This is a genomic window from Spirosoma radiotolerans, assembly GCF_000974425.1.
GTDB lineage: Bacteria > Bacteroidota > Bacteroidia > Cytophagales > Spirosomataceae > Spirosoma > Spirosoma radiotolerans.
This window is the reverse complement of sequence record NZ_CP010429.1, coordinates 860,637-874,236: the sequence shown is the minus strand read 5'-3', so window position 1 is coordinate 874,236 and position 13,600 is coordinate 860,637. Positions and strand designations below refer to the sequence as shown.

General features: G+C 49.0%; 14 protein-coding genes. 6 read left to right on the top strand and 8 right to left on the bottom strand.

What is annotated here, in order from left to right:
- Positions 1-27 precede the first annotated feature (27 nt).
- The 3 genes from SD10_RS03445 (at position 28) to SD10_RS03435 (ending at position 1,522) form a co-directional block, all read left to right on the top strand.
- Positions 28-381: a hypothetical protein gene (locus tag SD10_RS03445; protein WP_046375694.1), complete on the top strand. Its 354-nt coding sequence runs from the start codon at positions 28-30 to the stop codon at positions 379-381.
- A 107-nt stretch (positions 382-488) separates the two neighbouring features.
- Positions 489-881, top strand: coding sequence for a hypothetical protein (locus SD10_RS03440; RefSeq protein WP_227699128.1), 393 nt, complete (start codon positions 489-491; stop codon positions 879-881).
- 110 nt (positions 882-991) lie between these two features.
- The gene (locus SD10_RS03435; protein WP_046375692.1) at positions 992-1,522 is read left to right on the top strand and encodes a ferritin; all 531 of its coding nucleotides are present in this window, start codon (positions 992-994) and stop codon (positions 1,520-1,522) included.
- 89 nt (positions 1,523-1,611) lie between these two features.
- Here the strand turns inward: SD10_RS03435 and SD10_RS03430 are convergent, their stop codons facing one another.
- From SD10_RS03430 to SD10_RS03415, 4 genes are read right to left on the bottom strand one after another with little or no spacing between them, the layout of a single operon-like run.
- A complete protein-coding gene (locus tag SD10_RS03430) occupies positions 1,612-2,250 on the bottom strand; it encodes an HmuY family protein (RefSeq protein ID WP_046375691.1) in 639 nt (212 codons plus the stop codon).
- Positions 2,251-2,259: 9 nt separating this feature from the next.
- Positions 2,260-2,505 (bottom strand): hypothetical protein, encoded by a 246-nt coding sequence (locus SD10_RS03425; protein ID WP_046375690.1) that lies wholly within the window; start codon positions 2,503-2,505, stop codon positions 2,260-2,262.
- Positions 2,506-2,518: 13 nt separating this feature from the next.
- Complete coding sequence (locus SD10_RS03420) at positions 2,519-2,899, bottom strand: hypothetical protein (protein WP_046375689.1); 381 nt, start codon at positions 2,897-2,899, stop codon at positions 2,519-2,521.
- A 51-nt stretch (positions 2,900-2,950) separates the two neighbouring features.
- A complete protein-coding gene (locus tag SD10_RS03415) occupies positions 2,951-5,044 on the bottom strand; it encodes a TonB-dependent receptor plug domain-containing protein (protein ID WP_046375688.1) in 2,094 nt (697 codons plus the stop codon).
- 178 nt (positions 5,045-5,222) lie between these two features.
- Between SD10_RS03415 and SD10_RS03410 the strand changes: the two genes are divergently transcribed.
- Positions 5,223-6,152: a DUF6607 family protein gene (locus SD10_RS03410; protein ID WP_046375687.1), complete on the top strand. Its 930-nt coding sequence runs from the start codon at positions 5,223-5,225 to the stop codon at positions 6,150-6,152.
- 236 nt (positions 6,153-6,388) lie between these two features.
- On the opposite strand, the gene SD10_RS03405 is transcribed toward SD10_RS03410, so the two are convergent.
- From SD10_RS03405 to atpA, 4 genes are all read right to left on the bottom strand, one after another.
- A complete protein-coding gene (locus tag SD10_RS03405; protein ID WP_046375686.1) occupies positions 6,389-6,691 on the bottom strand; it encodes a hypothetical protein in 303 nt (100 codons plus the stop codon).
- A gap of 99 nt (positions 6,692-6,790) precedes the next feature.
- Complete coding sequence (locus SD10_RS03400) at positions 6,791-7,360, bottom strand: DUF4136 domain-containing protein (RefSeq protein ID WP_046375685.1); 570 nt, start codon at positions 7,358-7,360, stop codon at positions 6,791-6,793.
- A gap of 264 nt (positions 7,361-7,624) precedes the next feature.
- A complete protein-coding gene (gene atpG / locus SD10_RS03395; protein WP_046375684.1) occupies positions 7,625-8,524 on the bottom strand; it encodes an ATP synthase F1 subunit gamma in 900 nt (299 codons plus the stop codon).
- 92 nt (positions 8,525-8,616) lie between these two features.
- Entirely contained in the window at positions 8,617-10,191 is a 1,575-nt protein-coding gene (gene atpA / locus SD10_RS03390; RefSeq protein ID WP_046375683.1) for a F0F1 ATP synthase subunit alpha, read from the bottom strand.
- A 376-nt stretch (positions 10,192-10,567) separates the two neighbouring features.
- On the opposite strand from atpA, the gene SD10_RS03385 reads away from it, so the two are divergent.
- Complete coding sequence (locus SD10_RS03385; RefSeq protein ID WP_227699126.1) at positions 10,568-11,341, top strand: FKBP-type peptidyl-prolyl cis-trans isomerase; 774 nt, start codon at positions 10,568-10,570, stop codon at positions 11,339-11,341.
- 102 nt (positions 11,342-11,443) lie between these two features.
- Complete coding sequence (locus SD10_RS03380; protein WP_046375681.1) at positions 11,444-13,582, top strand: carboxy terminal-processing peptidase; 2,139 nt, start codon at positions 11,444-11,446, stop codon at positions 13,580-13,582.
- Positions 13,583-13,600: the final 18 nt, after the last annotated feature.

The following is a 13,600-nucleotide window of genomic DNA, read 5'->3' as shown; positions in this document are numbered from 1 at the left end:
ACCAACTACCGTAAACTAAATCGCATTATGTCAGCTCCAACAAAACAGGACCCACAACAGTTGCTGGCCAGAACCCTACAACGGCTACAGCAAGGCGCAGAGCACATCAGCCCGGTCAATGAGTTAATAAATGAGTGGAGTGATGCCCTCGGTGAAGGCAACCTCACCCTCGAAAACGTTGCAGATGAGTTATTTTCACTTAAACAGGCCTTAGAAGAAGGCAAAATCGCAAAGATATCGGGGTCATTGCACACGTTAAGCAAACTGACCAAACAGGCAGCTAATGAATCATCAGATGTGGGGGTAGTTGGCCAACTTCTCCAACTTGCCCAAGTGCTCGATGATTTGTCCGAACGGGTGCAAAATACTAATGCTGTATAACGAAAACGGATTGATTTTCAGCGGCTATTCATACGAATGTACTATTCGCTGAATCGATCAGGCAGCTGATGCAAAAAATATTGTTTAGAAACACTCTAAACTAAAGAATGCATTGTATCTTTGTTTATTCATTTATGAAAATGGTGGGCAAAGAGGGTTCAGCAACGTATCAGGAAGTATTTCGAACCGACAGAGGAGCTGTCTATCAGTGCGATGCGAGCAACCGGTTAATTCTGGATTTTTGGGATACGCATACGCCCTTATCGGCCCGTGATTTTGCTCAGTTTCGGCGCATGGTCGAAACCGTTGATATTCAACAAATGGCCTTAAGCACCGCTGCAGCTTATGATGTTGAAATCCTGACACCTCCCCGCTCCGAGCGGTGTTATGTGCTGACACTTTGCGAGATTATACACCTGCGCGAGCTATTAAACGGTGCCAAACTCATGCTGGAACTGAACACTATGCTCCGCGAATGCGGCTGTACAACGGCTAACTAACCGTAAATAGACTTCCTCTAAATTTCTTAAAAAAGAGCGGCTGCCCAACAACACCCGCTTTTTTTGTGTTCTTTTGTTTCATAAACGTCTCACCGAAACCAGTCACTCTTATGAAAGACTTAGCAAGATTACGCAGCTCCGTTAAGGAAAGCGTTGAATTAGCCCTGAATCAGCAAATACAAATGGAAATGGTATCGTCGTCGAAATATCTGGCGATGGCGGGCTGGTGTGATCGGAATGGGCTTGATCATTGCGCGGGCTTTTTCTACAACCAGTCGGAAGAAGAGCGTAAACATGCCATGAAACTGTTTCATTACCTCTGCGACCAGGGTGCCACGGCTTACTCGCCCGAAATTCCGGCTGTGAGTCAGGAGTTCGATACGCTTCGCTCGGTATTTGAAGGCGCTCTTGATCAGGAAATTGCCGTTACTGATTCGATTAACCGGATTATTGGTATTTGCCGCCGTGAAAGCGATTATGCTACGGAAGAACTTCTGAAATGGTATGTGAAAGAGCAAATGGAAGAAGAATACATTGCCCGTCGCTGCCTCGAACTGATCGACCAGATTCCATCCGATCAAATCTATTACCTGGATAAAAAACTCGCCAGCGTTACCTACGACGGTAATCCATTCGAATAGATGATTAGTATCGTCTACAAAAAAGACACCTGTGAAGGGTGTCTTTTTTGCATTTATGGGCTGAAGTTTGTTCAGACAGATTGGCCTTTCTACTTAAATACTTGACTTCCGTCCGGTTGGTACAGATACCGGAACGTATAATAGCGGGCTACACTATTCGCATCGGGGGCAGCCGGCGCATTCTGGTAATAACTCAATACCTCCATTTTGGCATACTTGCCATCGCCGGTTCGGATAATGAATACTTTGCCGGGAATAGGTGAAATAATATTGGTCGTCTGGTTGTAATTGTACCAGCCTTTACCCGAACCCGTAGTAATGGCCAACGTCGTGGCGCTTTGATCCTGACTAAAGGTTACCGACGCAGGTACGGATGTCAATTCATCGAACGTGCCGGTATAGATATAAGCGCCCCCTTGCCCCGAACGGATAGCCCCTCCGTTGACAATGATGGTTGTCCCCCGAAAGCCAAGATCCCATTTGTTAGTCGCCGAGTCAGCGTTAGCGATTTGCTTGTTATCTTTCAAACTGTACAGGGTAAACTTACCTGTGGCCGCTACGGGCTGCTGACCCGTGGCAGAGGTCATACTGGTTGGGTCGGCGGCTATATCTCTCACTGTGACGGCCGACAGCGGCTGAACAACAACTGGGTTATCCTCCTTGCTGCAGGAGAAAAATGCGGTGCTCAGGCCGATAGCCAGCGCTACTTTGTACATACTGTTGGTCATTGGAATTGGTTAGTTAATTAGTGATTCGTTTATTACCTCGCATTGCAACCCGGCAGCAGTCAATAGCCGGATAACATCCGTTTCCGTGAGCGATTCGGTTTCAATGCGCAGGATGCATTGGGTCGGCATACCCGCCCCATCGTCGAGGTCAATACGCCACCGACATACTCCTTTCAGCAGGCACAACCGACAGGCGGCCCGGTGAATACGCTCATCGGTGTTGATGTCGGTTCGAAACACGAGGACATTTGTCATAGCACAATCAGGCTTAGTTCTGGGCGTTGCGCAATACCTCAAACCAGTGCAGCCGCGCCACCGCACGGCTCAGCATTTTTCGCAACTCAATTAGCTCATGTAGCCGGAAGCTGAATTTGAGAAAACGTGATGGCGTACTCAGATGAATTCGTTCTTCGTAGGGGTGTGCCTCAAAATAGGCGGAGGTATCGATACTTCGCACATTCCATTCAAGCGCCAGAAAATCGTCGTAACACAGCCATTGCGTGATGTTGTTAAACTCTAACGCTATGTTGTACAGATTTTGCGCCGGTGTGGCCGCCTGGCTTGTCTCATTGACGGCCATGCCATCATGCAGGGTGATACGCCCATTGGCGGAATCGGATAAAAGGAAACACTGGCAGTTTTTACACATGGAGCTTTTCTGATTTAGATGGCTGATCGATACTTGGCTGATAAAAGCTACTTATGATTTCCAGGCCCATCGCAGCGATGTATACCACAAGCGACCTGCCAGATTTGGGATGTAAGATGGGTCGGTATAACCCGTCAGATTGTCTACACCGGCTTGTAAGGTCAACGCTTTCCAGGTCTTGGCGGCCGACACATTGTAGAGCATGTAGCTCCGAACGTATTCGCCATCTGAGTCGAGAATCAGGTTCCCATCCCGATCCGCATAGCCATACTTCCCGCGATAGACAGCCCGTAAGGAAGCCGAAAGTCCGCGTTTGGGCGATTCGTAAAAAAGTTTGAGGTTGGCCATATGCCGTGAACGGTTGAACAGGCCGCCATACTCGGCTGTCTTTACACGCTCGCTTACCAGCGTTTCCGGGTTGCGCCGGTACACCGTTCCGGATTTAATACCCTCAACAACGGCTTTATCTTTGGCAATGAGGTACTGATACCCGCCACTCAGCGTCAGAGAGCCAGTTCCAACAGCCCATCGCCAGCTACTTTCCAGCTCCGCGCCTTGTGTGAATACCCGGTTTAAATTATTGTAACTGAATACATTCTGCCCATTTGTTTTTCGGGCAATCACCTGCGTTTCGATCAAATCCCGGATATCGTTACGAAACAGATTCACGCTTACGGTCAAAGCGGACACGGGTGATTTCAGCTGTGCCCCCACGTTGTAGGCCATCGACCGTTCGGCCTGAATCGTTGTCAGTTGAGACGGATCGAGTACCACCTCTGCCAGTTGTCCCTGCTGCCGGAGTCGGGCGATACCGGCGGCAGCCTCCTGCGTGCCGAACACACTATAGCCCGCCACCGCATTATCGAAGTTCAGATACAGTTGCCGAAAATCAGGCGCTTTGAACCCAACGCCCACGCTTCCCCGCAGGGCAACCAGCGGACTAAGGGCATAACGGGCCGATAGTTTAGGGCTGAACTGACTGGCATACTGGCTATGTGCATCATAACGGCCACCGGCAATAACCGTCCAGCGAAGCGATGGCATCCACTCATATTGCGCAAATCCATACGTTGTGTTAAACTGCTTATGATCCGTGTAGCGCGTTGCTTCGACCCCTTCAGCAATGAATCCAGCGCCGGTAGTCAGGATGTTTTTTGGATTAATGATCTGTTCGACAACTACTTCCGGGCGGTTAAATGTCTGCCGAAAAAAACTGGCATCGTACTCTTCACGCGTTGCCGTGTAGCGGAGATCGGTATTGGTGTAATAACCCGTATGGTAGTAGCGATACGTGATTTTCCAGTTTGCCGAAACCTGATGCGTCAGAACGGGATTCAAGTTATAATCGCGTACAGTTCCGGGGCCGGATACCTTAGTATCAGGGCTAACGATGAAGTCATTTGATTGGCTTTCACTGAAAAAACGGCCCGATACGGCTAATTTTAGTTTCGATGAAAAGGTAAACGTTAGTCGTCCGCTAGCTGTGTAGTTTGTAAACGGAGCAACGGTTTGGGCTTGCGTCGAGCCATTCCCCAGCGAATACCCCGCCGACTGGTACCGATCTACAAAGGCATAAACACCTACCCTCCCCGACCGGCCAACGGCCCATTGTTTACTTACATCGCCGGATAAGTCACTGGTTTGATTGGCTCCGTAGCGCGCTGACAGACTACCTTTAGCCTGGTTCAACTCACTACCGGGGGTCTGTGTAATGATGTTAACTACACCCGCCAAAGCCTCAGAACCGTATAAACTGGACGACGGCCCTTTCACGACTTCGATCTGTTTGATGTTACCAACCGCCAGCCGGGTTAGGTCGAGCGTACCGGCTGTGCGCCCCACAATGGGTTCGCCATCCACCAGAATTAATGTATAGTCGGGACCGAAACCCTGCACCTGAATCCCCTGCCCGTGATCCGTTACAACGGCCAGGCCCGTTTGCTCGCGCAATACATCGTTGAGCCGCAGACTACCCATCTGCTGAATTTGTTTACTAGGAATCACCGTAACTGGCAGCGGCAACGCCCCCATTGGCCGCTCATTCCGCGTAGCTGTTACTACGACCTCGTCAATGGGCCGTGCTTTCAGCGTATCGTTTTGACTTGGCTGTGCGAAAGACAGCATTAGCAGTAAAAACAGGGACATGGTGGCGTTTAGTTAAATCCAGATTTGATTATCGACCTAACGTGTTGTCGAGCTGGTCTAGGCCACAAACGTAGACCCTATTTAGAATTTGTCCAAACAATTAAGAAAATAATTTGTAAACAGTCTAAATAAATATAATTTTGTCGAACCAATTTCTCATACATAAACGAATCTCCCTATGCGTCAACCGTTATTCATATTGGCTCTTTTGATAGCCATCAGTCCCCTCTATGCACAAACGGCACCGAAGCCGGAAGATATTGCGGCCATAAAAGGGCAGTGCGGCTGCCATGATGTCAATTTCCTGTATGCTGAGACATTTGCACCCGATAAGACATACACCTTCAAGGACCGCTACATGGCCAAAGGCACCGAACTGGTATTTGTTGACGAAGAATTAGGGCCAGCAAACAAACCGACCAAACTTGTTATTCAGCACTTGCTTGTTGTGAATGACACAATGGTCATCAAGCACTGGCGTGAAGACTGGGAGTTTCAGAATACGAGTCTCCTCAAGTTCGACCAGAGTGCCTCGTGGAAACGCATAAAGCTGACCCCAGCTCAGGTAAAAGGCCAGTGGACTCAGAAAGTGTTTGAAGTAGATGACAGCCCGCGCTATGAAGGATCGGCGACCTGGATTCATGTCGACGGCCGCACGTATTGGGAAAGCACCGTTGATGCGCCCCTGCCTCGGCGCGAATACACCAAACGAACGGATTACAATGTGATGCGCCGGACGAATCACCACGAAATTCGTCCGGATGGCTATGTGCACGAGCAGGACAATGATAAGATTATCCGCTCCGAAGCGGGCGATCAGTTACTGGCTTCGGAAAAAGGATTAAATACATACCGGCGTACGGACGACGCCAAATGCAAAGCCGCCAAAGATTTCTGGGCTAAACATCGGGCATACTGGGCCGACGTTCGGGTGGTATGGGGCGAGGTACTCGCCAAACGCGACGCGGTGGCCATAAAAGGTCAGGTAAAAGGCCAGACTCTAGGGCGCGAACTTGATGAGTTAGCCGTTACAACACAAAAGACAGGCTACAATTCAGCCGCGAGTCGGCCACTAATTCAACAGACAATTGAAAAATATTTGAAGTGAAATGCCGGTAAAAGACGTGTACCGTGGTTTAGAGCCATGTACACGTCTTTATTAAAACCTGACCTGAGTAAGCAAATGTAGATCAACGCTGAGCTACCGATTCTTAAAACATGACTATTGGTACAGAGCTTTGGAGATAACATTTTCCCAAGGCCATCTGACATGTACACCACCAGCCTATTTTTTATCCACTCGGGTTTGTAAAGCTGCTTTAGACGTTTTTTTCTTGTCTATCCTTAGAATGAAGGAGAAGAAACAGTTTGGCTAACCACAGCCGTAGTATCTGTACTGATAGAAGCAGGACCCCAACCTGAATCATTGGAAATGGTCGCCCGGACGGTATCGCAGTTTTCAAGCCGCTGTTGAAGATCTTTTATTTTCCCTTCTTTCTGATTCAGATTGCGCTGAAAATCAATGGTAGCATCTTTTAAGCGCTGGTTTCGCTGTGAAGCTACACTTATCAATGCCGCTATGCCCAGCAGTAGTACAACAACTACTGCCAGGAGAGAATACACAATTCCTCGGCTTACGGCAGGCATGACACGGTGAGAAAAGATACAAATTAACGAAAACCAGTGACCATAAAAAAACCTGCCAACCGTTGGGTAGCAGGTTTTTCAACCAAGTTATTTATCCTGTTAGCGGGCAGCACCGTAATCCTGTCCGGCACTTTCCGGGAAGTTCTTCATGATGCTGGTGATCGTCTCACGGAAGGCCTGATCGCGATCACGCTCCTTATTGCGGTTGTTTAACTGACCTGTTGCCCAACCCTGCCAGATGATGTCGTTTGTACGAGCATCCGACACGTTTACAACAACCCGGTTTTCTTCATATTGGCGCGAGTAAACATTGTTACCCATACCACCGTACCACCACGAATACGGTGAGTACATGTTGTTGGACTGAATTTGCTGCTTGTCTTTCGAATCCATGAAGAACCGAACAACCAGGTCGGCTTCGCCCTGCGTTACAGGTTTGTAACCACGGGCTTTAAGCGATTGATCGAGAGCGTCGGCAATCCGACGTTGGTTCAGATTACTACCCACAATGGGGTCAGCATTGCGCTGGCGATCAGCTTCGATACGATAAGTGGCAAACTGTCGAACATTTACTTTAGGATCGTAATCGTATTTGACCGTAATGGCCGGAGCGCAGGACGCCAGCGTACCGGCGACTAACAAACTGGTGATTATGCGGTTAATTTTCATTTTTTTTGAATCGTTAGATGGTATCGAACCGATTAGTAAACGTTGAAAAAAAGCTGTTCGTATATCCTATCGAAATAACTAAAATCAGGCCTCATTCGTTCGAATTTGTTGAGCCATTTACTAGATCAGCATGGCAAATAAACACCTATAAATCAATCGATTAAAACAAGTTATACAATTTTAACAGACACTTAATCCAAAACAAATAAAGCCACCACCCGTTGGGGCAATGGCTTTATCTATTACTCGCTAATCTAGAGGAAATTAAGCGCTGGCCAGCGCTTCAGCACCACCTACAATCTCAAGAATCTCGGTTGTGATGGCTGCCTGACGCGTCCGGTTGTACACCAGGCGCAGCTCCTTCAATAGCTCACCCGCGTTTTCAGTTGCTTTGTCCATCGCTGTCATGCGAGCACCATGCTCTGATGCGTTTGAATCCAGAACGGCCTTATACAATTGTATTTTGATTGTTTTTGGAATCAGCTCCGTAATGATTTCTTCTTCGGAAGGCTCGAAAATGTAGTTAATTGCAGCCGCCGGCGTACCGGTACCTGACGAACCCGGCTTTTCAGCCGAAACAATAGGTAACATTTGCTCCGTTCGCACAATTTGCATGGCGGCATTCTTGAACTCGTTATAGATGACCTCGACAACATCATAACGGCCGTTGGCAAAACCTTCCATTGCTTCTTCTGCTGCCGTCCGAACGGTGGCAAAACTCAGCGAACCAAAGGCATCAACGTGGGCTGTGTTGACTTTGAAACCCCGGCGCTGGAACGCTTCCGCGCCCTTTTTGCCAATGGCCATGATCTCTACATTACCCGAACGAGCCTGAGCAGCATATTTCTCATCCATCACCGTCAACGCACCTTTCACCACGTTTGTGTTGAAGGCACCGCACAGGCCACGGTCTGAGGTTACCACGATCAACAGGACACGCTCAACGGGGCGGGCCTGCTTGTAGGGGTTTTCTGATGCGGTTTCTGCTCCGGCCGAAACCGTTCCCAGCATCTGGCTCAGTTTCTGAGCGTAAGGTCGTAATTGCGTAATGTTATCCTGTGCCCGGCGTAGCTTGGCAGCTGCCACCATTTTCATGGCTTTAGTGATCTGCTGAGTCGAGTTGATCGATGAAATCCGTGCGCGTACTTCTTTTAGTGATGCCATGTGAGGTGTTCGGCTTACGGCTTACGGTTTAAAGTGAGTTGACGCGCTTGTGCGTGCGTCAGCCTACTTTAAACCGTAAACTGAAAACCATTTTAATAATTTGCCGAAAGGTCAGCGGCTACTTTCTTCAATGCAGCCGTAGCTTCGTCGGTCAATTTACCGGCCCGAAGATCATTCAGTACAGTTGGGTATTGTGCACTCAAAATCATACCGAACTCGCTCTCAAACTCTTTCACTTTGTTGACAGGAACCCGGTCAAGCAGACCATTGGTCGATGCATAAATGATAGCAACCTGCTGGTCAACTGGCACCGGCGAATACTGAGGCTGTTTCAGCATCTCCTGGTTCCGACGGCCCCGCTCGATGGTCAGTTTAGTCGACGCATCCAGATCAGAGCCAAACTTAGCAAACGCTTCCAGCTCACGGAACTGAGCCTGATCGAGTTTCAGCGTACCGGCTACTTTCTTCATCGACTTGATCTGAGCGTTACCACCTACTCGCGATACCGAAATACCCACGTTAATGGCAGGACGGATACCGGAGTTAAACAAGTTCGACTCTAGGAAGATCTGCCCATCCGTAATCGAGATTACGTTTGTTGGGATATACGCCGATACGTCACCAGCCTGCGTTTCGATAATTGGCAACGCCGTCAATGAACCACCACCTTTCACCCGGTCTTTCAGACTTGGCGGTAAGTCGTTCATCGTTTTGGCAATATCGTCGTTGGCGTTGATTTTAGCGGCCCGCTCCAGCAAACGGCTGTGCAGGTAAAAAACGTCTCCTGGGTACGCTTCCCGTCCTGGTGGGCGACGCAGCAGCAGCGACACTTCCCGGTAAGCAACCGCCTGTTTTGACAGATCGTCATAAACAACCAGAGCCGGGCGACCTGTATCACGGAAGAACTCGCCAATGGCGGCACCTGTAAACGGCGCGAAGAACTGCATCGGCGATGGATCAGATGCGTTAGCCGCTACGATTACCGTGTAATCCATAGCACCGGCTTTACGCAGTGTTTGCTCTACCTGCTTCACGGTCGATGCTTTCTGACCGCAGGCTACGTAGATACAGAACACCGGCTGACCTTTGTCGTAAAATTCTTTCTGGTTGATGATGGTATCGATAGCCACCGCTGTTTTACCCGTCTGGCGGTCACCGATAATTAACTCCCGCTGGCCACGGCCGATGGGAATCATCGCGTCGATAGCTTTGATACCGGTTTGTAACGGTTCGGTTACCGGCTGACGGAAAATTACGCCTGGTGCTTTACGCTCCAATGGCATTTGATACAATTCACCCTGAATAGGACCCAGACCGTCAATCGGCAAGCCGAGGGTGTTTACCACACGACCCAGAATTCCATCGCCAACATTTACGTAGGCAATTTGATCAGTGCGCTTAACGGTATCCCCTTCTTTGATTTCTGAGTAATCGCCGAGCAAAACTGCTCCGACGTTATCTTCTTCCAGGTTCAGAGCCATTGCCTGAAGTCCATTGTCGAAAGACAGCAATTCGCCGGCCTGCACTTTCGAGAGGCCGTAGATACGCGCTACGCCGTCACCGATTTGCAGCACCGTACCGACTTCTTCGAGTTCAGCCTCGGTTTGTGTTCCGGCCAGTTGCTGGCGAAGGATGGCTGATATCTCGTCGGGTCTTACGGATTCCATATGTGTATAATGAGAATTTAATGTTGTTTTTTCGGCCGCAAAGGTACGATTAAAAACTGATAAAAACGAGATAAAATACAGAAACAACTACTGAATGTTAGACTTTTCCGTTAACTGGCCAGCCTGTATTCAACCATTGGCCGAAGCCAGCTAACCGTTCATCCGATTTAACAATATTTAAAGTGGCTAAAATTGGCATCTGCCAATTATTCCAGTACTTTTAGTTACGGAACCCTATTCCAAGCCAAGTCTTTTGGGTCCGTTACCCAGGTACTCTTTTTCATTAAACTGAATTCTATCTAAACTTTTATCCTACTTATTCACGTTTAAATAGAGTATTACGTTTCCTTACATTACACCCCCGTTTCGTTTTCGCATGAAGTTCAACAAATGGATGCTGGCCAGTATGGCGTCAGCCGTTTTTGTCGCCGGTAGCGCGACTGCCCAAGTAAAGAAATCAACTGTAAAAAAGGCCACTCCAGCAAAATCAGCCACAGCCACTAAACCAGCCACCGTCGGATCGGCGTTGGCTTCCACACAGGACTCTGTTAGTTATAGTATTGGGATATTTATGGCCCAGAACCTTAAACAACAGGGATTAAACGACCTGAACAGTGATTTACTGATGCGTGGCCTGCAAGATGCCTTGAAGGGGCAGTCGACCTTATTGACACAAGAACAGTGCAGCCAGGTAATGAATGGGTTTATGCAGAAGCAGATGGCCGTTCGGAACGCTGAAGGCATGAAGGCGTCGGCTGAAAATAAAAAAATTGGTGCGGCTTTTCTAACAGAGAACAAAGCGAAGCCTGGGGTAGTTACTACCGCCAGTGGTTTGCAGTACTCGGTCGACAAAGAAGGAACCGGCGCTAAACCAACGGCTACGGATCGGGTAAAAGTACATTATACTGGCAAAACGCTGGATGGTAAGGTTTTTGACAGTTCGGTAGAACGTGGCCAGCCTGCCGAATTCGGTGTGAATGAAGTGATTAAAGGATGGACAGAAGCCTTGCAATTGATGCCTGTTGGCTCAAAATGGAAACTGTACATCCCGTCTGAATTAGCGTATGGAGACCGGGGTGCCGGAGCCGATATAAAACCCGGCTCAACATTAGTCTTCGACGTAGAGTTGCTTGACATTGTTAAACAATAGTTCAAAGAGCGAAAGAGTGAAAAAGAGAAAGAGCGAGAACTACCGGTTACCAATTTGCTCTTTCGCTCTTTCACTCTCTCGCCATTAACCTGGGTAGTATAGATGAAAAAGTATCTGGTAACCCTAGTACCCGTGCTGATGCTGAGCTTTCAGCCGGATTCACCATCGAATGGCGCGCCCGGCGTGGACGCGCCGAGTACAGCGCATGGCAGTGCGCTATCATCGCCCACATCAGCCACTGCCGCCGACGATCTCCAGCCGTCTATTTCGCAGGAGAAAGTGGAAACGCTCGTGGCAAAGTTGCTGACCACTTACCATTACCGCAAAGTACGGCTCAACGATTCGCTGTCGTCCGTTGTTTGGGATAATTACCTGAAAGAAGTAGACGGTAATAAAGCCTATCTGTTGGCGTCGGATGTAGCCTCGTTCGAGAAATACCGCTATCAGATTGATGATGCGCTCGTTAATGGCGATCTGACCGCGGCTTATGACTTGTTCAATGTGTACCGCAAACGATACCAGGAACGCAGTGCTTTTATTAAAGAGCAAATAAAGAAGCCTTTCACTTTCACCGCCGACGAGACGTTTAATACCGATCGGGAAAAAGCACCGTGGCCTAAAACGGTAGAAGAACAAAATGATTTGTGGACTAAGATCCTGAAAAACCAGGAGTTGGAACTACGGCTGGGCAACCGGAAAGATAGCGCTGTTGTGGCCTTGATGAACCAACGGTACACGAACCTGGACAAAGCGATCAATCGAGTGAAGAGTGCCGATGTATTCCAGATGTACATGAACTCGTTTGCCGAGGCTCTCGACCCACATACGAACTATTTGTCGCCAACCAACGCCGATCGTTTCAATCAGGAAATGAGCCAGTCGCTGGAAGGGATCGGGGCCATGCTTCGCGAGGACGGTGATTACATTCGTATTACTGATGTGCTGCCTGGTGGTCCAGCCTTTAAAAGCAAACTGCTCAATAAAGAAGACAAGATTGCAGGTGTAGCGCAGGGCGATAATGGCCCAATGGTTAACACCATGAACTGGCAGGTCGATGAGGTTGTCAAGTTGATCAAAGGCCCTAAAGGCACGGTTGTCCGCTTGCAGGTTCTCTCGCCGAATGCGTTAGCCGGTGCGCCACCAAAAGAAATCCGACTGGTGCGTGAGAAGATAAAGCTGGAAGAGCAACGGGCGAAAAAAGAAGTGATCGAGGTGACTGACAATGGGAAGCCGTTTAAGATTGGTGTCATCAACATCCCGATGTTCTACCGCGATTTTGAAGGTGCCCGCAAACGGGAAGAAGGTTTCAGCAGCACCACAAGCGACGTTAAGAAGTTTGTGGAAGAACTAAAAGGCGAGAAAGTAGACGGCATTGTGATTGACCTTCGTGACAATGGCGGTGGTTCCTTGACCGAAGCCATCGACCTGACGGGCATATTTATTCCAAAAGGCCCTGTTGTACAGGTAAAAGAATCGACTGGCGAGACGGAAGTATATTCGGATAAAGACGGCGGTACGGTTGTTTACGATGGTCCGTTGGCCGTACTGGTAAACCGCTTTAGTGCTTCGGCTTCGGAGATATTTGCGGCTGCCATTCAGGATTACAAACGGGGTGTCATTGTGGGTGGACAAACGTTCGGTAAAGGAACCGTACAAACGCTCATTGACCTGAACCAGTGGTTGCCCAAAGAGCCAGAAAAAGTTGGTCAGGTAAAAATGACCATCCAGAAGTTCTACCGCATCAATGGTAGCAGCACACAGCACAAAGGCGTAACGCCGGATATTCAGTTGCCATCGGCTTTCTCGGCAGAAGAATACGGAGAAAGTTCGCAGCCAAGTGCCTTGCCCTGGGATCAGATCAACACGACCCGATATGAGCAGTCGCGTGGTCTGGACGACAAAATCCTGAGCCGTCTGCGCGATCGCTTTGACCAGCGGCTTAAGTCTGATCCAGAGTTAAAGCAACTGGCGCAGGATCTGGCCGACTTTAAGAAAGCGAAAGAGAACACGGTTGTCTCTTTGCAGGAATCGAAGCGCCGGAAAGAGCGGGACGAAGCCGAGCGGAAACGGGCTGCAGCCAATAAAGTGTCGCAGGCATCTGCACCGGTAGACGAAACGGGCACACCAGCTGCCAGTACAACGGCCGCAACGCCCAAGAAGAAAAAAGACCTGTATCTGAATGAAGCAGGCTTGGTACTGGCCGATTACATTATGGCCGCTCACCTGGCCGTTAATAAATAACCAGGTTTTGTATAAACA